We start from the raw sequence: 20,299 nt of genomic DNA, 5'->3' as shown, positions 1-20,299 counted from the left end.
GGCGGTTCGGGTACCCGGGCCTCTCTTTTTTATGGCTCGGTTCTCCTCCGGGGCCCCTGAGCTCGGCTCACTCGCCGGGGTCCCGGTGGTTGCGGCGGGACGCCCTGGTCAGGACGGCGCCGGTGGTGACGAGCAGGACGGCGCCCGCGCCCAGGAGCCAGAGCTTCGGGCGGGAGCCCGTGTCCGCCATCTCGGCGCTCTCGGCACGCGGCTCGCCGCGCGGGGCGGGGGATGGCTCGGAGGGCGGCCGAGCGTCCGTGACGGCTCCCGAGGCGGCGGGCTCCGGTTCCGGTTCGGGCTCCGCGTCCGGCTCCCCCTTCGGCTCCGGCTCCGGCTCCGGCCCAGGCTCCAGCTTCGGTTCCGGTCCGGGTGCGCCCGGTGGTGACGGGGCCGGTGAGGGGGAGCGCGTGGGCGTCGTCGCAGGGGCGTCGTCGCACGACGGCTCCGCCGTGAAAGGGGCGTTGCGGATGCCGCCCGCGAGGGGGCCCGCCTTCAGTGCGCGGACCACGACGTCGCCCTCGATGTCGGCCGGGCTGCCGTCCGTCAGTTCCGCGCGCGGTGCGTAGACGGACCCGGTCAGGGTGTCGCCCGCCGTGAGGGCGATGTCGGTGGCGTCGGCGAAGGTCCACAGGATGTACGGGGCGTCCTCGCCCCCGACGCCCGCCATCGTCGGCGTACGCCAGGACAGCTCGCCGCCCTCGGCCGTCGTGTCGACCACGATCACGAGCGGGCGCGCGGCCGTCGGCCGGTTCTCGAACGCCAGCACCCGGATGCCGGCGAGCCGGGCACCGGTCAGCCGCAGCACGTTCGTACGGTCGTCGGCCAGCCGGACGCGCACCGTGGCGTCGCCCGCGTCGCGCGGCGCCACCGTGCCCCGGCACCGGGCCAGCGCGTCGGCGCGCTGCCGGTGGCCGGCGAAGAGGGTGCCGAAGTCCATGAGGCCCCGCGCCGGCCCCACCGACGGGGGCGGCTGCGCGGTGGTCAGCTCGACGCGCGGCGTCGTGCCGTACCCGGCCCCGGCCGCGACCAGCCGGGTCTTGACCGGCGTGCCGTTCATGCCGGTGGCCCGCGTGGCGCCGCCGCCGAGGTCGCCCACCTTGACGTAGCGGTCACCGGCCACCCGCAGCACCGCGTCCGCCGCACTGCCGGCGAAGTCGACCGCGCCGCCGACCAGGAGAGCGGTGGGCCGCGCGTCCCCGGCAGCCACGAAGCCGCCCGTACCGCGCCGCGCCACGGTGTACCGCGATCCGAGGGCGAGGTCGCCGCCCACGGCGACGGCGCTGCCGGACTCGGTACCGCCCAGCCGCGCGTCCCGCCGCGTGACGACACCGAAGCCGTTGTTCCCGGCCATCGGGTTGCCGATCGTGGCGGAGGTCTCGTGTGCCCGAGTCGCCGGCGCTCCGGGGCTCACCGCGCACAGCCCGCACACCACCGCCGGAATCACGGCCGCCAGTCCAGTCGTTCGCATAGCGGAGAAAATAGGATCGTCGGACCCATGATGGCGGGGACGCGCCCACCCGGTCGGGCGACGTTTCACCCGGTCGGCGGTGGGGGAGCGGTTGCTGCGATGGCAAGGGAGCCGCAGCCGGGGGGTGGGGGATCGTGCGTGACAAGAAGCTGTTCCGGCGGGCCTGGAGGGCCGAGCCACCCGTCTCGGACAGCGAACGCGAGCTCTTCGGCGGAGCCCTGCGCTACGACTTCGGCTGGGTAAAGCACGAGTACGCCGTGCTCGACCTCAAGCCCCTGGCCGCCGTCCGCGCCCTGCCCCGCCTCGTCGGCAGCACCCTCCGGCTCGCCTGGGAGTCCGACCGGCGCGCCCTGCTCACCGTCGGCCTCACCGAGATCGGCCAGGGCATCGCCCAGGCCGTGGGACTGCTCCTGACGAACCAGGTCCTCCAGGCCCTCTTCGCCGCCGGCACCACCACCGAACGCCTCCGCGCCGCCCTGCCCGCGCTGATCGCCGCCGGCGTCCTCGCCGTGGTCAACGCGGTCCTCGCCTCCCTCTCCACGGCCGGCACCGGCCGCCTGGAGCCCAAGGTGGAACGGCTCGCCACCGAGAAGTACCTCCACCGCGCCGCAGGGGTGGAACTCGAAGCCATCGAGGACGGGGCGTTCCGCAAGCTCCTGGACTCGGCCCAGTTCGGCGCCCTGGCCGCCCGGAACATGATCGGCGCCTGTGTGGGCGCCCTCAACGGCGTGTTCACCATCGTCGCCGCCGCCGGTGTCCTCACCGTGCTCCACCCGGCGCTCCTGCCGCTGCTCGTCCTGATCGCCCTCCCGCGTGGCTGGGGCGCCATGCACGTGGCGCAGCGCCGTTACGCCTCCCGGATGAACTGGATCGAGCACGAGCGAGCGGCCCGCCTCGTCAACAACCTCATCACCAGCCGCGAGTCGGCCCAGGAGGTCCGCGTCCACCAGGTCGGCCGCTACCTCCTCGACAAGTTCCACGACATGGCCGAGACGTCCGAGGCCGAGCAGACCCGCCTCGCCGACGGACGCGCCGTCACCGAGCTGCTCGCCGCCGCGTTCTCCGGCGTGGCCGCCCTCCTCACGTACGCCGCCCTCGGCGCCCTCCTGGTCACCGGCCGCATGGACATCGCCATGGCCGGCACCGCGGCCCTCGCCGTACGCACCGGCTCGGCCAGCCTCAGCGCGCTGATCACCCACATCAACACCCTGCACGAGGAGTCCCTGTACGTCCGCGACCTCGACCGCTTCACCGCCGCCGCCGAAGCGCGGGCCATCCCGCTCGGCGGCACCCCCGTCCCGGACTTGCCCGAGAAGATCACCTTGGAGAACGTCACCTTCCGCTACCCCGACCGCGACGAACCCGCCCTGCGCGGCGTGTCCCTGACCATCACCGCCGGCTCGGTCGTCGCCCTCGTCGGCGCCAACGGATCGGGCAAGTCCACCCTCGTCAAAATCCTCTCCGGCCTCCACCAGCCGGGCGACGGCCGTGTCCTGTGGGGCGACACCGACCTCGCCGACGCCGACCGGCTGGACATCTTCCGCCATGTCGCCGTCCTCGACCAGGACTTCCAGCGCTGGCCCTTCACCCTCCACACCAACATCCGCATCGGGCAGCCCGGAACCACCCCGCACGCCGGCCGGGTCGAGCGCGCCGCCTCCTACTCCGGCGCCGACAAGCTCGGCGCCACCCTGCCGCGCGGCTACGACACCCTGCTCGCCCGCCAGTTCCGGCACGGCTCCGAGCTCTCCGGCGGCCAGTGGCAGACCGTCGGCCAGGCCCGCTTCCGCTACCGCGAGGCCGGCCTCGTCATCGCCGACGAGCCGACCTCCGCCCTGGACCCCGAGGCGGAGATCGAGTCGTTCAAACGCATCCGCGCGCTCACCGGCGAGGGCAGGACCGTCGTGCTCGTCAGCCACCGCATGGCCGGCATCCAGTCCGCCGACGTCATCCACGTCCTCCACGAGGGCAGGCTCGTCGAGTCGGGCTCGCACCGGGAACTGATGGACCGGCCGGGCTCCCGCTACCGGCGCATGTACCTCCTCCAGGCCGACCAGTACGGCACGGGATCGTGACTCACCCCAGCTCCAGGGTGCTGACGCCGAACACCCGCTCCTGGGCGAACGGCCGCACCGGCCCCGTATACATGCGCGCCGTACGGAACGACGGCACCAGCCCCCGCCCCTGGGCCATCCGCACCGCCGCCGGGTTCGACTCCGGTACGTCCACGGCGACCCGCTCCGCCCCGAAACCGTCCACGAGCGCGTCCAGCAGCACCTCCGCGTCACCCCGCGAGTCGGCGAACAGCGGACCGACCCGGGCCTCCTCCAGCGCCGGCCGGATCACCCCGTACCCCGTCAGGCGGCCGTCCACGACCCGCGCCAGCGCCCGGTGGCCGGGCGCGCCCAGCCACCGCCCCAGGAACCGGGGCCGCTCCGCCGGGTAGCAGCCGCTGTCGTACGCGGCGATCGCGGCGAGCCCCACCTCGGCGGCCGGCACCACACCCGCCCCCGGCGCTCGCGGCGACACCGCCCCCACATAGCGCAACGTGCGGTGCGCCAGGGCGAAGCCCGAGCGGCGGTAGTTGTCCTGCTGCGCGGGCACCCCGTCGAGGCCGACGGTGCGGTCCCCGGCATGGGCGAGCGCCGCCTTCCAGGTGGCCCGCCCGTGCCCGAGGCCGCGCCGGTCGGGGCGTACCAGATAGAAGCCGAGGAAGGCGTACGTGTCGCTGTAGTTGACGACCGAGATGGCCGACACCGGCTCCCGCTCGCCGTCGAGCCTGCCGAGGAAGAACCCGTCGGGATCCTGCGCGAAGAAGCTCGGCCCGTCCGAAAGGCCGGGGTTCCAGCCCTCCGCCGCGGCCCATTCCCCGACCAGGGACCAGTCCTCCGGCGTCGCCCGCGACACCCGCAGCGTTGACAAGGGATCTCCTCCCGGCCGTCGTACGGTTCCCCTCGTACGCTACCCACATGTGCTGGAGCGCGACGGCCGACCTCGCGGCCGGCACCGTCATCACCGCCGTCGGCGCCCTGTGCGTGGCCCGCGCCCGCGGCGTACGCGAACTGCCGCTCGCCGCCCTGCCCTTGCTGCTCGGCGCACACCAGATCGTCGAGTCCGCCGTCTGGGACGCCGGCGGCGGCAGCGGCCCCGCCACCCTCGCCTGGGCCGTCATCGCGCTGCCGCTGCTGCCCCTCTGGCTGCCGCTCGGCGTCCTGCTCGTCACGCCCGCCGGGAGCCGCGCCCGCCTCACCGTCCCGGCCGCCGCCGGGCTCGTGACGGCCGCCGCTCTCGCGTACTGCCTCGCCACCCGGCCGGTGACGGCCCACATCCGGGGCCGCACCATCGGCTACGTCCTGGACCTCCCGTACGCCCCGCTCCTCGTCGCCGGCTACCTCCTGGCCACCGTCGGCGCCCTGCTCCTCGCGGCCGACCGGGGCCTGAGAATCCTCGGCGCGGTCGTCGCGGCCGGGGCGGCGCTGTGCGTCGCGCTGTGGCGCACCGAGTTCGTCTCCACCTGGTGCGCCTTCGCCGCCGTGGCGTCCCTGCTCCTGCTCGCCAGGACCCGGCGCGCGGCCTAGGGAGCCTTGTCCGGTCCCGGGGGTTCGGCGGCGGCCGGGTCGAGGATGCGGGTCAGGAAGTGGCGGGTACGTTCGTGCTGCGGGTCGCCCACGACCCGGGCCGCCGGGCCCTCCTCGACGATCCGGCCGTCGTCCATGAACACCACCCGGTCGGCTACCTCCCGGGCGAAGCTCATCTCGTGGGTGACGACCATCATCGTCATGCCCTCCGCCGCCAGCATCCGCATCACCGCCAGCACGTCGCCGACCAGCTCGGGGTCGAGCGCCGACGTCGGCTCGTCGAACAGCATCACCTCCGGGCCCATAGCCAGGGCCCGCGCGATCGCCACCCGCTGCTGCTGACCGCCCGACAACTGCGCCGGATAGGCGTCCGCCTTGTCCGCCAGCCCGACGCGCGCAAGGTTCTCCCGGGCGACCTTCGCGGCCCGCTCCTTGCCGCGCCCCAGCACCCGCCGCTGCGGCAGGGTGAGGTTCTCGGTCACCGTCACATGCGGGAAGAGGTTGAACTGCTGGAACACCATCCCGATCCGGCGGCGTACGGCGTCGATGTCGACGTCCAGGTCCGTGACCTCCGTACCGCCCACGAACACCTGCCCTTTGCTGGGCTCCTCCAGCAGGTTCACGCAGCGCAGCAGTGTCGACTTGCCGGAGCCGGACGGCCCGATGACGCACACCACCTCGCCGGTGGCGACGTCCAGGTCGATGCCGCGCAGCACCTCGTTGTCGCCGAAGGACTTGTACAGCCCCCGGATCTCGATCTCGTTCCGTGTCGGCATCGGTGTCCCTCACTTGGCCCTGGCGGCACGGGCCTCGAGGCGGCGCACCACGAAGCTCAGCGGAATCGTCACCAGCAGGTAGCACAGGCCGGCGACGAGGATGGGTGTGGAGTTGGCGGTCTGGCTGGCCAGGTCCCGGCCGAACTTCGTCAGCTCCCGCTCCTGCAGCGTCACCCCGAGGAACAGCACCAGCGAGGAGTCCTTGAACAGCAGCACCAGTTCATTGGTGAGCGGCGGGATGATGATCCGGTACGCCTGCGGGAGGATCACCGATACCATCGCGCGGGCGTGCGAGAAGCCCAGCGAACGCGCCGCCTCCATCTGGCCCTTGGGCACCGCCTGGATGCCCGCCCGGATCGTCTCCGCCATGTACGCCGCGGCCACCAGCCCGAGGCCGAGGGCGACCTTGCCGTACGTCCCGCCGGGGATCTCCGTACCCGGGAACGCGAGCGGTACGGCGACGCCGACGAAGATGAAGATCAGCAGGGCGGGCAGGCCGCGGAAGATCTCGATGTAGACGCTCGCGGCCCACCGGTAGGGCGCCACCGACGACAGCCGCATCAGGGCGATGACCAGCCCGAGGACGAGGCCGAAGGCGAACCCGGAGAGGGTGTACACCACCGTGTTGCGCAGCGCGGTGGTGATGATGTCCGGGAAGAGCCGCCCCGCCAGGTCCGCCTGCGCGAACTGGTTCTGGAGCCGGTCCCAGTCGGCCAGGACGGCGATCAGGACGACGACGGCGACGAAGACCGCGTACTGAACGCCCTGCGAGATCCGCCGCCGCTGCCGCCTCGTGAGCCGTGAGGTCACGACAGGCCCTTGGGCAGCGGGCCGATCCACTGCTCGTAGAGCTTGTTGTACGTGCCGTCCGCCTTGGCGTCCTTGATCGCCTTGTCGATCGCGGCGCGCAGCTTGTCGTTGCCCTTCTTCACCGAGAAGCCGTACTGCTCACCGGTCTCGATGTTCTGCCCGAGCGCGAAGGCGTCGGCGTTCGCCTTGTCCTTCAACCAGCCCTGCACGACCGGGTAGTCGATGACGACGGCGTCGACCTGGCCGGTGCGCAGGCCGTTGAGCACGGCGTCGGAGCTCTCGAACGCCACCGGGTCGAAGCCCTGGGACGTGGCGTAGCTCTCCCCGGTGGTCTCGGCCTGGGCACCCAGCTTCAGCTTCTTCGCCTTGACGTCCGCGAGGCTGGTGGCGCCGCTCTTCTTGGTCGCCAGCAGGGCCTGGGTGGCGTCGAAGTAGGGGACGGAGAAGTCGACGTTCTTCTTGCGGTCCTCGGTGATCGTCATCCCGGCGGCGGCCAGGTCGCACTCGCCGGAGTTGAGGAACGCGCCGGTCTTGAAGTTCTCGAACGGTGTGTCGAGGATCTTCTGTTCGACCTTCAGGTTCTTGGCGACCAGGTCGATCAGCGCCACGTCGAAGCCGACGATCCTGCCGTCCCGCTCGAACTGGAAGGGCGGGTACGGCAGATGGGTGCAGGTCGTCAGCTTGCCCTTCTCCACCACGGGCACCCCGCCCGCCGCCTCACCGGGGCCCTCGTCGCCGTTCCCGCACCCGGTGGCGGCGAGCAGCAGCCCGGTCGCCGCGGCACAGGCGGTGAAGACGGTACGGGGGGTGCGGTGGGTGCGTCGCTTGCCGCCGGCAGTCCTCGTCACGGTTGACCTCCATGGGCGCGTGGGCGGCCTCGGATGACGCCGGGGTGACGCCGGGGTGACGCAGCCGCCGGGCGTGATCGTATGACACGGAGCGCGCCCCGTCGCGGAGATCGCCGCCCCGGATGCCGGCCCGGAGCCGGGCCCGGTCCGGGCCCCGGATCCCGGCCCCATGTCCCGGGCCCCCGGGCACGGCCCGGGCCCCTGTCCCGGTCGGCGTCCCGGCCCGGTGCGCGGGGGCCGGGTGCACGTCCCGGTGGGAAACGGGGCAGGTCAGGGGCCGCGTGGGGGCCGGGGCCTCAGGTGGACGGGACAGCGGGCGCCCGACGGTGAAGGGGCGACATTCCGAGACGCACCAGTGAACGAGTGAACGAGCTCTCTCATGTACCCCACCACCGCACCGACCACCACTCCACCGACCACCACCCCGCCGACCACCATCTCCATGGACCGCGCCATCCTCGCCGGCAACCTCCACTTCCCCGTTCTCATCCGGGGCGGCGACGCCACCTGGCCGGAGCTGACGCGGATCGCCACCGACCTGGCGGCGGACGCGTTCTGGCTGGTCACCGACGCGGGACTGCCCCGCGGCCACACCGCCCGGGTGCTGTCCGCGCTCGGCCCGGCCGCCCCGACGCGCGTCCTTCGGGCACCCGCCCCGGACACGGCCTGGGACGAGACCCCCACGCCGGACACGGTGGTCGTCGCCCTGGGCGGCAGCACCGTCATCGAGGCCGCCGCCCGGCTGGCCGCCGGCGCCCCGGACCGGCCGCGCCTGCTTCTCGTGCCCACCACGCCGCGGGCCATGACCGACACGGCACTGAGCCTGGAGCACCCGGCCGCCCACGGCCTGGCGCCCACCCTGGTCTGGGCCCAGCTCGACCTGCTGCGCACCCTGCCGCCGGACGAACTGCGCACCGGGCTCGCGGCCCTCGTCAGGAACGTCCTGGCGGTCAGCCCGTCCTTCTACGACACGGCCGCCGCCCTGCTGCGGCCCGACGTGACCGGCTTCGACACCCGCCTCATGGCACGCGTCGTCGCCCTGAACGCCGACATCCGCGCCACGCTCATGTACTACGACCCGAGCGAACAAGGCCCGGCCATGGCGTTCAGCTACGGCCGCAGCGTCGCGGACGCCCTGCTGTCGATGGGCGCCGGGCTGTCCGAGGGCGACGCAGCCGCGCTCGGGATGCTCGTCGCCGCACGGGTCGCCGTCCTGCTCGGGCTGCTCGACCCGGCCGCCGAGCGCGCCCACCACGAGCTGATGGCCCGCTGGGGCGCCCCGCGCGCGCTGCCCGCCCCACTCACGGCGGACACCGTCGCGGCGGTCCTCCGGCGCGGCGCGGCCACCGGCCCGGTACCGGCCCCGTACGCCGGACCCGCCCGGATGGTGCTGCTCGACGGGCTGGGCGCCCCGCACGTCGTACGTGGCCGGATGCTCACCGAGGTCGACGACGACGTACTGCGCCCGGCGCTCGACGTGATCGCCCCCCACACCCTCGTATCCGAAACCGACCTGATCAACATCCACTGAGGAGAACCATGTTCGCCCACCACACCGACCCGCACGGACTGTTCACCCACGGCGGCCCGGTCCGCAGCTGGACCGTCAGCACCGCCAAACCGGTCAGCTACCGCGTCGGCTTCGCACCCGGCGTCTTCAATCCGTCCAACAGCGCCCTCGCCAAGGCCGGAGCCGTCGACGGCGGCCCGGCCCCGGCCCGGCGGCTCCTCGTCGTCGAGGAACGCGTCGACATGCTGTACGGCGACCTGATCCGCGCCTACTGCGACGCGCGCGGCCACGACGAGTACGTGATCCATGTGCTGCCCGCCCACGAGCGGCTCAAGACCATGGACTCCGTCTTCTCCGTGGTCGCCGCCATGGACCGGTTCGGCCTGGACCGCCGCCGGGAGCCGGTCGTCGCGGTCGGCGGCGGCGTGCTGCTCGACATCGTCGGCCTGGCGTGCAGCCTGTACCGGCGCAGCACCCCCTACGTCCGCGTACCCACCACCCTCATCGGGCTGGTCGACGCCGGCGTCGGCGCCAAGACCGGCGTCAACTTCGGCACCGGCAAGAACCGGCTCGGCACCTACCACCCCGCCACCGAGACCCTGCTCGACCCCGGCTTCCTCGCCACCCTGGACGAGCGGCACGTCAGCAACGGCATGGCGGAAATCCTGAAGATCGCCCTGATCAAGGACGCCGACCTCTTCGCACTGCTGGAGACCCATGGCGCCCGGCTCGTCGCCGACCGCTTCCAGCCGGCCGGGGCGACGGGCGACGAGGTCCTGGGCAGAGCCGTGCACGGCATGCTCGAAGAGCTCCACGACAACCTCTGGGAACACAAGCTGGAACGCGTCGTGGACTACGGGCACTCCTTCAGCCCCACGCTGGAGATGCGGGCCCTGCCCGCCCTCCTGCACGGCGAGGCCGTCGCCCTCGACATGGCGCTCACCACCGTCATCGCCTGCCTACGGGGCCTGATGAGCATGGATCAGCGCGACCGCGTCCTGAGCGTGATGCGCACCCTCGGGCTGCCGGTCACGCACGCCCTGTGCGAACCGGGCGTACTGAAGGAGGCCCTCGCCGACACCGTCCGCCACCGCGACGGCAAGCAGCGCCTGCCGCTGCCGGTCGGCATCGGCGGCTCCGTGTTCGTCAACGACCTCACCACCGGCGAACTGGCCCGCGCGGCCGGCGAGCTGGCGGCCCTCGGGGAGGTGACTTCCCATGCGTGAGGCAGTCGTCGTCGCCGATGTGCACGCCCCCGCCGACGTCCACGGCGTACACGCCGCCGAAGGGCACTCCCGCTGGACGTGCCTCGCCCGCCGCACCGGGCTCCACGGCGGCTGGGAGGCCGTCGAATGGGCCTGGCTGCCGCCGGGCGGGGTGAGCGGGGAGCACCTGCACTCCCGCACCGAGGAGCTGTACTTCCTGCTCTCCGGGCGCGGCGAGATCACCCTCGACGGCCGCCCCCACCTCGTCAGGGCGGGCGACACCGTCCTGACGGGCCTCGGCACCCGCCACGCGCTGCGCAACACCGGGCGCCGGCCGCTGGCCTGGCTCGTCGTCGAACTCACCGCCCCCACCGCCACGAAGGAGCACCCGATGGACCGTCACCACAGCGCCGTCGTGCGCGACCTGCGCGCCCACGGCCCGCTGGACGCCTCCACCGTCCTCGCCGGACCCCTGCGCACGGTCCGCCTCACCCAGCTGCCGGCCGGCGGCAGCACCGCGCTCGACGCCCACGGCGAGGAGCACACCGTGTTCATCACCGGAGGGTCGGGCACCGCCCGCGCCACGGGCCGGCATGTGTCCGTGGCGCGGGGCACCGCCCTCACCCTGCCGCTCGGCACGTCGGCGTGGCTGAGCGCGGGCTCGGAGGGGCTGGAGTACTTCCACGCCGTCCTCGCCGTACCGGAGGGACCTCAATGATCATCCACTCCGGCGACCGGGCCTCCGTCCTCCTCGGCACCGGCGGCGAACGGACCACCATCCGGTGCCTTGCCCGGCGCGGCATGCTCCACAGCGAGTGCGAGGCCTTCGACGAGGTACGCCTCGACCCCGGCACCCGCCTGGACCTGGCCGGCCGGGACGGCACCGAAGCCGCCTGGTACGTCCTTTCGGGCTCGGTCACGGCCGATGACGAACCGGTGCCGCTCACCGCGCGCGCCCTCGTCCTCGGCCGGCACGGGCACCGCGTACGGCTCACCGCCGGCCCGTCCGGCGCCGCCCTGCTGTGCCTCACCCTCACCCCGCCCGCCGTCACCCGCGCCCTGCCACCCCGTACCCCCAGCATCCCCGAGGAGCACCCGTCATGACCGCACACCCGCAGCTGGTGCCCGGCGTCACCGCCGTCCACCACGTCGCGTACACCGTGCCCGACCTCGACGAGGCGGTCGGCTTCTTCACCGGCGTCCTCGGCGCCGAACTCGCCTACCGGACCGGCCCGATAGCCGACCGGGACGGACAGTGGATGGCCCGCCAGCTGGGCGTCCACCCGCACGCCGTCGCCCACATCGCCATGCTGCGCCTCGGCCCGGTCACCAACGTCGAGCTGTTCGAGTACGAGGCGCCCGGCCAGCGCCGGGAGCACCCCCGCAACAGCGACTGGGGCGGCCACCACCTTGCCCTGTGGACCGACGACTTCGACGCCTCGCTGCGCCGGCTCACCGCGTACGACGGGGTCCGCCCGCTCGGCGAGCCGCAGACCGTCGGCGACGGGCCGATCGCAGGGACCCGCTTCCTCTACCTCCGCACCCCCATCGGCCTGCACATCGAACTCGTCCAGGCGCCCGCCCGGCTGCCGTACCACGACGAGACCACGGTCCGTCTGTTCGACCCGACAGGAGACACGTCATGACCGGCATCTGGGGGCGGGGCACCCCGCCCGTCGTCATCCAGGAGCAGGACGCCTACGACGCCGACGTCGCCGTCATCGGATCGGGCGCCGGGGGCTCCACCCTCGCCTGGGCCCTGGCCTCCACCGGCGCCCGCGTCCTGGTCGTGGAACGCGGCGGTTTCCTCCCCCACGAGGAGGCCAACTGGTCGCCCGACGCCGTCTTCGGCGAGGGCCGCTACCACAACGCCGGCACCTGGCACACCGCCGACGGCCGGCCCTTCACCCCCGCCAACCACTACTACGTGGGCGGCACCACCAAGGTGTACGGCGCCGCCCTGCCCCGGCTCCGCGTCAGCGACTTCGACGCCACCGAGCAGCTCGAAGGGACCTCGCCGGCCTGGCCGTTCTCGTACGCCGACCTGGAGCCGTACTACGCCGAGGCCGAACGCCTCTACCGCGTTCACGGCCAGGACGGCGCCGACCCCACGGCGCCGCCGCGCTCGGAGCCGTACCCCCACCCGCCCGTCCCGCACGAGCCGGTCATCGGCGAGCTGGCGGCCAAGCTGACGGACCAGGGACTGCACCCCTTCCCGATCGAGCTGGGCATCGACCTGGCGGCCCGGGGCGCCTGCCTGCGCTGCGGTACGTGTGACGCCTTCCCGTGCCGCGTCGACGCCAAGAGCGACGCGGAGACCCGTGCGCTGCGGCCCGCGCTGCGCACCGGGACGGTCCGGCTGCTGACCCGTACCCGGGCCGAGCGGCTGCTGACCGACCCGACCGGGCGCAGGGTCACCGCGGTCGACGCCGAACGGGGCGGGCGGAGGGTACGCATCCGGGCGGGCACCGTCGTGGTGTCGTGCGGGGCGATCAACTCGGCGGCGCTGCTGCTGCGTTCGGGCGGGGCGGCGCACCCCGACGGGCTGGCCAACGGCAGCGGGCTCGTCGGCCGCAACCTGATGGTGCACAACAACAGCGTGCTCATGGCCGTCGACCCCCGGCGCCGCAATCCCGTGACGTTCCAGAAGACCCTGGCCGTCAACGACTTCTACCACCCGCTCGGCAACCTCCAGCTCATGGGGAAGGTCCACGAGGCCGCCCTGACCGCCTCCCACCCGCACCTGCCGCGCCGGCTCCTCGGCGCCGTGGCCGCGCGCAGCGTGGACTGGTGGGTGATGTCCGAGGACCTGCCCGACCCGGACAACCGGGTCCTGCCCGGCCCGGACGGCGGTGTCATCCTGCGCCGGCGGCCCACCAACACCCGCGCCCACCGCGGCCTGGTGCGCGGCGCGGCCCGCATGATGCGGCGCGCCGGCTACCCGCTGGTGCTGCGCCGCCGGATGGGCGTGGAGGCCACCGGCCACCAGTGCGGCACGACGGTCGCCGGACTCGACGAGACCCGCTCCGTCCTCGACCCGCACTGCCGCAGCCACCAGGTCCGCAACCTGTTCGTCGTCGACGGCGGCTTCTTCCCCTCCTCCGCCGCCGTCAACCCGACCCTGACCATCGCCGCCCAGGCACTGCGCACCGCCCGCGAAGGCGGCGTGCTGCCCTGACACGTAAGGAGAGCTCCATGCCTCTCGCCACCGCCGCAGTGGTCCGCGCCCCCGGCCACGCCTTCGCCCTCGAAGAGATACGGGTCGACGCGCCCCGCCCGGACGAGGTCCTCGTCCGCGTACGCGCCGTCGGCATCTGCCACACCGACCTGAGCGTCCGCGCCGGGCACACGCCCTTCCCGCTGCCCGCCGTCCTCGGCCACGAGGGCACCGGCACGGTCGAGGCCGTGGGCGCCGCCGTCACCTCCGTCGCGCCCGGCGACACCGTCGTGATGAGCTTCGCCTCGTGCGGGGCCTGCCCGGAGTGCCTGACGGGCCACCCCGTGAGGTGCGCCCACTGGCCCGCGCTGAACCTGTTCGGCGGCAGCCGCCTGGACGGCAGCCCCACCCTGCGCGGGACGGGCCGGCGCGCGGACGCCGCGTTGCACGGCCACTTCTTCGGCCAGTCCTCGTTCGCGACGCTCGCCCTGGCAGCCGAACGCAGCGTGGTGCCCGTGCCCGGCGACCTGCCGCCCCAGGTCGTCGCCCCGTTCGGCTGCGGCGTCCAGACCGGCGCGGGCGCCGTGCTCAACGTGCTGCACCCCGAGCCGGGCCACACCCTCGCGGTGTACGGCACCGGCTCGGTGGGCCTGGCCGCCGTCATGGCCGCCCGGCTCACCGCCGCCACCCGGGTCGTCGCGGTCGACCCCGACGCGGGGCGGCGGGCCCTGGCCCTCCGGCTGGGCGCAACCGACGCGGTCGACCCGGGCGACGCCGACCCCCTGGAGGCGGTGCGGGACCTGACGGGCGGGCGCGGCGCGGACCGGGCGCTGGAGACGAGCGGCCTGCCGCGGGTGCTGCGCCAGGCCGTGGACGGTCTCGCCGTCGGGGGCGTGTGCGGGGCGGTCGGCGCCCCGCCCGCCGGGACGGACGTGCGTCTGGACGTACCGCGGATGCTCGACCGGGGGCCGCGGATCGTCGGGGTGAACCAGGGCGGTGTCGTGCCGCGTACGTTCATCCCCGCCCTGCTGGACCTGTACCGGGCCGGACGCCTGCCCGTCGACGCGATCGTGGAGACGTTCCCCTTCGCCGCGATCGGGGAAGCGGCGGCGGCCGCGACGAGCGGCAAGGTCGTCAAACCGGTGCTGACCATGCCCTAATGCCTCAAAAATATGCCTGCGTCACAAAGATCACTTACCGTCTGCAGTGTGAGTGAAGAAGGTGAAACCCCGGACGTGGCGGAGCGGCCCGTGCTCCGCACGCTCATCGTCGAAGACCACCCGCTGTTCCGGAACGGCCTGAAGTCCGCGCTGGAGAACCTCGGCGAGGTACTGGTGGTCGGCGAGGCCGAGACCGTCGCAGAGGTGCCCGACGCGGTGGGACGGTGCCGGCCGGACGTCGTCGTGATGGACCTGTCCCTGCCGGACGGCTCCGGCATCGAGGCGATCCGCCGGCTCGCCGAACTCCATCCCGGGCTGCCGGTCCTCACCCTCACCATGTCCGACGACGACGGCGACCTGCTCGCCGCGCTCCAGGCGGGCGCGCGCGGCTACGTCGTCAAGGGCGCGAGCGCGGACGAGGTGCTGCACGCCGTGCGTACCGTCGCGGCGGGCGGCGCCGTGTTCGGCGCCGGAGTCGCCGCCCGCCTGACGGGGCTGGTCTCCGGCAGCCGGCGGCGCGACGCCGAGCAGCTCTTCCCGGCGCTGACGGCACGTGAGGTCGAGGTCCTGGAGCTGATCGCCCGCGGTTTCGACAACCGCCGGATCGCCCGCGAGCTGGTGCTGTCGGAGAAGACCGTGCGCAACCACATCACGCACATCTTCGAAAAGCTCCATGTGGCCACCCGTGCCGAGGCCGTCGCCCGCGCCAGGGACGCCGGCCTCGGCGAGGACGCCTGACCTCACCGCCCCCGCCCGGGACCGCTGCCGGCACCGGGACACCGGCCCGGGACACCGGCCCAGGACCGGCCCGGGACCGGCACCGGGACACCGGCCCGGGACCGGGGCGGGACAGCCACCTCATGCGGCCGGGACAGCGGGCCGCCCACCCTGAACGTGAACGGGAGCACCGACCGCGAGGAGCGTGAGATGCCTCGACCGCAGACCACCAGGGGGACTCCCGGAGCCGGTCCTGCCGCTCTCCCCGCCTATGTGGTGTGCGTGGCGGCGATGCTCTCCGGGTTCCTGTGGGTGACGCTCGTCCTCGTCCATCCCGGCCATCCGGTCCTGGACACCATCACCCTCCATTACGCGGCCATCGGCGCCCTGCTGGCCATGGGGCTCGCCCTGTCCGGCATGGCGCTCGTCGCGCGCGGCTCCGGACTCGCCCTGGGCTGGCTGCTGCTGTCCACCGGCGGCGTCTTCGCGGGCGGCGCGGCCCTGTCCCTGACGGCAGGGCTCGCCGGAGTCCCCCCGGCGGTCGCGGCCGTCCTGATACTCGTCGACGTGACGGGCTACGCCCTGTTCGGAACGGTCGTCTACACGCTCCCGCTGTGGCTTCCCGACGGCCGGTTCCCCCGTGGATGGGCCAGGGCCTATGTGATCGCCCTGACGGTGTGGAGCTTCGCACAGCAGCTGTACGAGTTCATCCAGCTCGACACCTGGTACATGGACAACCCCCTCGCCGGGGGCGGCTGGGCGAGTCTCGGGCAGTGGGCCGCACCCGTGATGGTCCCGGCGATCCAGTGGGTGCCGCCGTTCGCCGCCGGCACGGCCCTGCTCATCCTGGTGGTCCGCTGGTACCGCACACCGGCGGCGGGACGCGGCAACTACTTCCTGGCCCTGCCATATCTGGTGTGGCTCGCCGTCATGTACTTCGGGGCCTACGCCGACACCCCGCAGACCGTCGTCTACGCGGTGCAGTACCTGGGCGCGGCCGTCTGGCCGGCCGCCCTCGCCTTCATCGATCTCCGCGAACGGGCCTGGCACCTGGACCGGGCGGCCCGCCGCATCCTGACGGCCCTCGTGCTGACCTTCGTCCTGTTCCTGGTGTACGGCGCCGGCGGACTGCTCGTCTGGAACGCCGGGCCCCGGGACCTCGACGGCTCGACCCTGCTGCCCGTCGCCGTCGCCCTGGTGATCGGGGCGCTGCTGCGCCCCACCGCCCGCTGGGCGTCCCGTGTCGTCGACCGCTACTACTACGGCGCCCGCGCCCAGCCGTACCAGGTCGTCCGCGACCTCGCCGACCGCCTGAGCAAGGCACCCGACCCGGGCGAGGCGCCACGGCTGCTGTGCGCCACGGTCGTGCACACGCTGGGCCTGAGCGCCGCCGCCCTGACCGTGGACACCCACCACGGCCCGCGTGAACTGGTCGCCCTCGGCCACCCCGGCCCGGCGGGCGAGAAGTTCCCGCTCTGCTACCAGGGCGAGGAGATAGGCCGCCTGACGGTGCCCGCGCGCCCCGGCGAGCTCGCACTGGACCCGCAGGACCGGGAAGCCGTCCAGGTGCTGGCCGACCACGCCGCCCCCGCGATCGCGTCGCTGCGGCTGTACGAGGACCTCCAGAGCAGCCGCGAACAGATCATCGTCGCCCGCGAGGAGGAGCGGCGCCGGCTGCGGCACGACCTGCACGACGGCCTGGGCCCCGCCCTGTCGGGCCTCCGCCTCCAGGTCGACGCGGTCCGCTGCACCGCCCAGCCCGATGCCGCCGGCCCCCTGCTCACCGTCTCCGAGGGCATCGGCCGCGCCATCCGGGAGCTGCGCCACATCACGGACGGCCTGGCGCCCGCCGCGCTGGACGGCGCCGACCTGTCCCGGGCGCTGCGGCAGCTCGGCGAGCACCTCAGCAGCCGTACGCTGAGCATTTCCGTGACCGTACGCCCCGACCCGCTGCCCCGGCTGTCCGCCGCGCTCGAAGTGGCCGTGTACCGCATCACCGCCGAGGCGCTCAACAACGCCGTACGGCACTCCCACGCCGACCACGCCCATGCCATGATCACCGTCGCCGACGACACCGTGACCGTCCAGGTCCACGACAACGGCGACGGCTTCTCGGACCACCAGCAGCACGCCGGGGTGGGCCTGCGTTCCATGGCGGAACGCTCCGACGAGCTCGGCGGCCGTTTCACCCTCACCAGCAGCGCCGACGGGACGGTCGTCCGTGCCGTGTTCCCCTCCCGCCCCGCCTCCACCGCCGCGACCGGGCTGATCGCGTCTGGGACAGCGACGGGACCTCAGCCCCATGCACCCGAGACCCGGGACCGCCCAGACTCATGAGGGACGGGACAAATCCCGCACAAGCGGCACCGACCGGAAGCACACCGAAGGAGTCCCTCATGGCCCGCACCAGCCGATCCCGGTCCTCGAAGGCCAAGGCCGCAGGCGCCGCCACCGCCGCGGCGGCAGCTCTGATCAGCATCCCCTGGGCCGTGCGCCGGATGCGCAGACAGGAGGGCGTCACCAAGGCGGCCGGCTGCATACCGATCTGCAAGAAGGGCGGCTAGCGCGCGGGCCCGGGGACCCTCCCCGGGCCCGCCTTCACACCTCGATCTTCCTGCGGAAGCACACCCGGTCCTGCCCGGGCCCGTCGTAGTCGCGGTGCACGGGCACGCCCCCGACCTCGTCGTCGCTCGCCACCAGACTGAAGCCCAGCGCCCGGTGGAACGCGATCGACCCCGTGTTCCCCGGAGACGTCACCGCCCGCACCTCCCGACGCCCCGCCTCCGCGGCCCGGTCGAAGAACGCCGTGTACAGTCCGCGCGCCAGACCCCTCCCCCGCAGCGCCGGATCGACCCCCACGAAGTGGATGTAGGCGTCCTCCCCGTTGTCGCCGGAATGCAGGCCCACCAGGAACGCCTTGACCCCCGTACTGTCCTCCGCGACCAGACTCGTACCCGCGAAGCACTGCAGGAACAGCCTCGGCAGCAGCAGGGACAGCTCACGGGCCTCCGCGGGCGTACGCGAATCGCCCCACCACCTGTGCACGCACTCGACGAGCGTGCGATGGTCGGACACGCGCGCCCGGCGCATCATCGGCATGTCAATCCCCTTTGGACTCGGTGTGCTCGGTGTGCCACCAGCGAGGGTTCGGGTCGGTCCTGCCCCTCCCCACCATGCCGCCCACCGCGCGACGCAGCGCGGCGACCTCCGGTGTGTCGCGGCGTGCGGATGACCAGGCGAGCACCGCCGTGCACACGGGCGCGTCCGGCACGTCGACATAACGGATCCCCGGCCGGGGGAACAGCTCGCGGCAGCCGGCCGACACGAAGCGGATGCCGCGCCCCTGGATGACCGCCGACATCCCGCCCTCGAACGTCGTGGTCGCATGGCCGGTGTACGTGACCGGCGCCCCGTCCGGGCGGGGGTCCGCCGCCCAGAAGTCCCGCCACACCGGGGCCACCAGGGGCGACGACCCGATGACGGGCAGGTCCGCCAGCTCCGCGAGCGCCACGGACGTCCGGCCGGCCAACGGATGCCCCTCCCACAGGCACACCACCTGCCGTTCCGTCGCCAGCGGAAGGGTCTGGATGCCGGGCGGCATGGGGGCGTACGCCACGACGGCGTCCACCCGGCCGTCCAGCAGGGCGGCGGTCTGCTCGACGAAGTCCACCTCCCGCAGCACGACCTCCACGCCCGGGTGTCGCGCGCGCACCCGCTCGGCCAGGGCGGTGATGACCGGCAGGGCGGTGATGTAGCAGCCCAGGACCACCCGGCCCGCCGGCGCCCCGGCCTCCGCGCGCACGGCCTCGCGCAGCTGGTCGGCGGCCTCCACCATGGCCCGGACCCGGGGGAGCAGCGCCTCCCCGGCGGCGGTCAGCTGTACGCGCCGGGTGGAGCGCTCCAGGAGGACGACGCCCAGGTGATCCTCCAGCCTGCGGATCTGGCGGCTGAACGCCGGCTGGCTGATGTAGAGGCGCCTGGCCGCCCGGCCGAAGTGGAGCTCCTCGGCCAGTACGAGCAGCAGCCGCAACTGACGCACACTCGGATCGGACCCGCCCGGCTCACCATCCATGCCCTGGACGGTATCAATGAGGGTGCGAGGCGCATCATTTTCCGCTTCCTCAAGGGGAGGTCTCCGGCCGACGATGGAAGCCGGTCATGCACGGACACATGAGGAGCGGTCATGTCGGCACGTCGCGGTTTCCGGTTGGTAGTGGTCCTGCTCGCAGTGTTCGTGCTGGTCACCGGCGCGCTGGAGATCATCGTCGGGCCCTCGCTGCTGCCAGGCGACCCCGACGTGAGCACCACCGTCGACAGCAACTACCGGTTCTTCGCCGGGATCTGGTGCAGCCTCGGCATCCTCCTGACGATCGCCGCACGCCGCCCGGAAAGCCACGCCCCCGCCCTCCGGGCCGTCTTCGGCGCCGTGTTCCTCGGGGGAGTGGCACGCGGTATCTCGTACCTCGACGTGGGCGCACCGCACGCCATGCACACGGCCTTCATCGGCGTCGAACTGCTCCTGCCGCCGCTGATGCTGTTCTGGTACGCCCGGGTCCACGCGACGCTGTAGATTCACCGGCGAGCGGGCGCGCCCCACGGGGGGACGCGCCCGGGTGGAAGAGCAGTGGTGTTGGCGCGGAGGTACGGCTGTGTTGATGGTGGGCAAGATCCTTCGGTTCGACGAGGTCCGCGGTTACGGGTTCATCGTCCCCAGAGAAGGGGGCGAGGACGTTTTCATGCACGCGAACGACCTGGTGGACGACAAGTACCTGTACCAGGCGGGCCGCGAGGTCGAGTTCTACCTGGAGATGGGTGACAAGGGCCCCAAGGCGTCCGAGATCAGGCTCGTCCAGCAGCCCACCCGCCGGCTGCCGGAGCCCGGGCCGGTCCCGGTGATGCGGGACGACCTGGACGACGACACCCTCGACGTGCTGTCCACCGCCGAGTTCCAGGCCGAGCTGACCGAGGTCCTCATCGACGCAGACGCCACCCTGACCACCGCGCAGCTCAAGCGCGTGCGCACCCGCGTCGCCGAACTGGCGCGCTCGCACGGCTGGGTCGAGGGCTGAC

The 20,299-nt window shown here is 73.4% G+C and carries 21 protein-coding genes; 14 read left to right on the top strand and 7 right to left on the bottom strand.

The features are described from left to right. Positions 1–67: 67 nt before the first annotated feature. Entirely contained in the window at positions 68–1,468 is a 1,401-nt protein-coding gene (locus BKD26_RS30225) for a collagen-binding domain-containing protein (protein ID WP_084904816.1), read from the bottom strand. 134 nt (positions 1,469–1,602) lie between these two features. Between BKD26_RS30225 and BKD26_RS30220 the strand changes: the two genes are divergently transcribed. Further along, positions 1,603–3,543, top strand: a complete 1,941-nt coding sequence (locus BKD26_RS30220; RefSeq protein ID WP_084904814.1) for an ABC transporter ATP-binding protein — start codon at positions 1,603–1,605, stop codon at positions 3,541–3,543. 1 nt (position 3,544) lies between these two features. Here the strand turns inward: BKD26_RS30220 and BKD26_RS30215 are convergent, their stop codons facing one another. Next, on the bottom strand, positions 3,545–4,390 hold the full coding sequence (locus BKD26_RS30215) for a GNAT family N-acetyltransferase (RefSeq protein ID WP_084904811.1): 846 nt from the start codon (positions 4,388–4,390) through the stop codon (positions 3,545–3,547). Between the two features lie 47 nt (positions 4,391–4,437). On the opposite strand from BKD26_RS30215, the gene BKD26_RS30210 reads away from it, so the two are divergent. Then, positions 4,438–5,046, top strand: coding sequence for a DUF6629 family protein (locus BKD26_RS30210; RefSeq protein WP_084904809.1), 609 nt, complete (start codon positions 4,438–4,440; stop codon positions 5,044–5,046). Here BKD26_RS30210 and BKD26_RS30205 read toward each other — a convergent pair. Genes BKD26_RS30205 through BKD26_RS30195 form a run of 3 tightly spaced genes read right to left on the bottom strand, consistent with a single transcriptional unit; the run spans position 5,043 to position 7,399 of the window. Then, positions 5,043–5,822: an amino acid ABC transporter ATP-binding protein gene (locus BKD26_RS30205; RefSeq protein ID WP_084904807.1), complete on the bottom strand. Its 780-nt coding sequence runs from the start codon at positions 5,820–5,822 to the stop codon at positions 5,043–5,045. The genes BKD26_RS30210 and BKD26_RS30205 overlap by 4 nt on opposite strands. A 9-nt stretch (positions 5,823–5,831) precedes the next feature. Continuing rightward, positions 5,832–6,632: an amino acid ABC transporter permease gene (locus tag BKD26_RS30200; protein WP_084904804.1), complete on the bottom strand. Its 801-nt coding sequence runs from the start codon at positions 6,630–6,632 to the stop codon at positions 5,832–5,834. Further along, positions 6,629–7,399 (bottom strand): ABC transporter substrate-binding protein, encoded by a 771-nt coding sequence (locus tag BKD26_RS30195; protein WP_241518925.1) that lies wholly within the window; start codon positions 7,397–7,399, stop codon positions 6,629–6,631. Before BKD26_RS30195 ends, BKD26_RS30200 begins: the two co-directional genes overlap by 4 nt. A 460-nt stretch (positions 7,400–7,859) precedes the next feature. On the opposite strand from BKD26_RS30195, the gene BKD26_RS30190 reads away from it, so the two are divergent. From BKD26_RS30190 to BKD26_RS40605, 10 genes are all read left to right on the top strand, one after another. Beyond that, on the top strand, positions 7,860–9,011 hold the full coding sequence (locus BKD26_RS30190) for a hypothetical protein (protein ID WP_084904801.1): 1,152 nt from the start codon (positions 7,860–7,862) through the stop codon (positions 9,009–9,011). An 8-nt stretch (positions 9,012–9,019) separates the two neighbouring features. Continuing rightward, the gene (locus BKD26_RS30185) at positions 9,020–10,216 is read left to right on the top strand and encodes a sedoheptulose 7-phosphate cyclase (RefSeq protein ID WP_084904799.1); all 1,197 of its coding nucleotides are present in this window, start codon (positions 9,020–9,022) and stop codon (positions 10,214–10,216) included. Continuing rightward, on the top strand, positions 10,209–10,913 hold the full coding sequence (locus tag BKD26_RS30180; RefSeq protein WP_084904797.1) for a cupin domain-containing protein: 705 nt from the start codon (positions 10,209–10,211) through the stop codon (positions 10,911–10,913). Before BKD26_RS30185 ends, BKD26_RS30180 begins: the two co-directional genes overlap by 8 nt. Beyond that, a complete protein-coding gene (locus tag BKD26_RS30175) occupies positions 10,910–11,299 on the top strand; it encodes a pirin-like C-terminal cupin domain-containing protein (RefSeq protein ID WP_084904794.1) in 390 nt (129 codons plus the stop codon). The genes BKD26_RS30180 and BKD26_RS30175 overlap by 4 nt, the downstream gene beginning before the upstream one ends. Continuing rightward, entirely contained in the window at positions 11,296–11,841 is a 546-nt protein-coding gene (locus tag BKD26_RS30170) for a VOC family protein (protein WP_084904792.1), read from the top strand. Before BKD26_RS30175 ends, BKD26_RS30170 begins: the two co-directional genes overlap by 4 nt. Further along, entirely contained in the window at positions 11,838–13,373 is a 1,536-nt protein-coding gene (locus tag BKD26_RS30165; protein ID WP_084904789.1) for a GMC family oxidoreductase, read from the top strand. Before BKD26_RS30170 ends, BKD26_RS30165 begins: the two co-directional genes overlap by 4 nt. 17 nt (positions 13,374–13,390) lie before the next feature. Next, positions 13,391–14,512, top strand: a complete 1,122-nt coding sequence (locus BKD26_RS30160; RefSeq protein ID WP_084904787.1) for an NAD(P)-dependent alcohol dehydrogenase — start codon at positions 13,391–13,393, stop codon at positions 14,510–14,512. Positions 14,513–14,560: 48 nt separating this feature from the next. Next, complete coding sequence (locus BKD26_RS30155; RefSeq protein ID WP_241518912.1) at positions 14,561–15,250, top strand: response regulator transcription factor; 690 nt, start codon at positions 14,561–14,563, stop codon at positions 15,248–15,250. Positions 15,251–15,439: 189 nt separating this feature from the next. Beyond that, entirely contained in the window at positions 15,440–17,566 is a 2,127-nt protein-coding gene (locus tag BKD26_RS30150; protein ID WP_084904783.1) for an ATP-binding protein, read from the top strand. A 59-nt stretch (positions 17,567–17,625) separates the two neighbouring features. After that, a complete protein-coding gene (locus BKD26_RS40605) occupies positions 17,626–17,793 on the top strand; it encodes a hypothetical protein (RefSeq protein WP_179166760.1) in 168 nt (55 codons plus the stop codon). 34 nt (positions 17,794–17,827) lie between these two features. Here BKD26_RS40605 and BKD26_RS30145 read toward each other — a convergent pair whose 3' ends face one another. Beyond that, positions 17,828–18,328 carry a GNAT family N-acetyltransferase gene (locus BKD26_RS30145; protein WP_084904781.1) on the bottom strand — a complete coding sequence of 167 codons (501 nt, stop codon included), beginning with the start codon at positions 18,326–18,328 and terminating at the stop codon, positions 17,828–17,830. Position 18,329: 1 nt separating this feature from the next. Then, positions 18,330–19,301, bottom strand: a complete 972-nt coding sequence (locus BKD26_RS30140; protein WP_241518911.1) for a LysR family transcriptional regulator — start codon at positions 19,299–19,301, stop codon at positions 18,330–18,332. Positions 19,302–19,412: 111 nt separating this feature from the next. Between BKD26_RS30140 and BKD26_RS30135 the strand changes: the two genes are divergently transcribed. Next, the gene (locus BKD26_RS30135) at positions 19,413–19,799 is read left to right on the top strand and encodes a DUF4345 domain-containing protein (RefSeq protein ID WP_084904780.1); all 387 of its coding nucleotides are present in this window, start codon (positions 19,413–19,415) and stop codon (positions 19,797–19,799) included. Positions 19,800–19,878: 79 nt separating this feature from the next. Next, the gene (locus tag BKD26_RS30130; RefSeq protein ID WP_084904778.1) at positions 19,879–20,298 is read left to right on the top strand and encodes a cold shock domain-containing protein; all 420 of its coding nucleotides are present in this window, start codon (positions 19,879–19,881) and stop codon (positions 20,296–20,298) included. Position 20,299 lies beyond the last annotated feature (1 nt).

The sequence above is a fragment of the Streptomyces sp. CB03238 genome (genome assembly GCF_002099185.1).
Lineage (GTDB): Bacteria > Actinomycetota > Actinomycetes > Streptomycetales > Streptomycetaceae > Streptomyces.
Note: the sequence above shows the minus strand (reverse complement) of the source record. Positions and strands in the feature narration are given on the sequence as shown.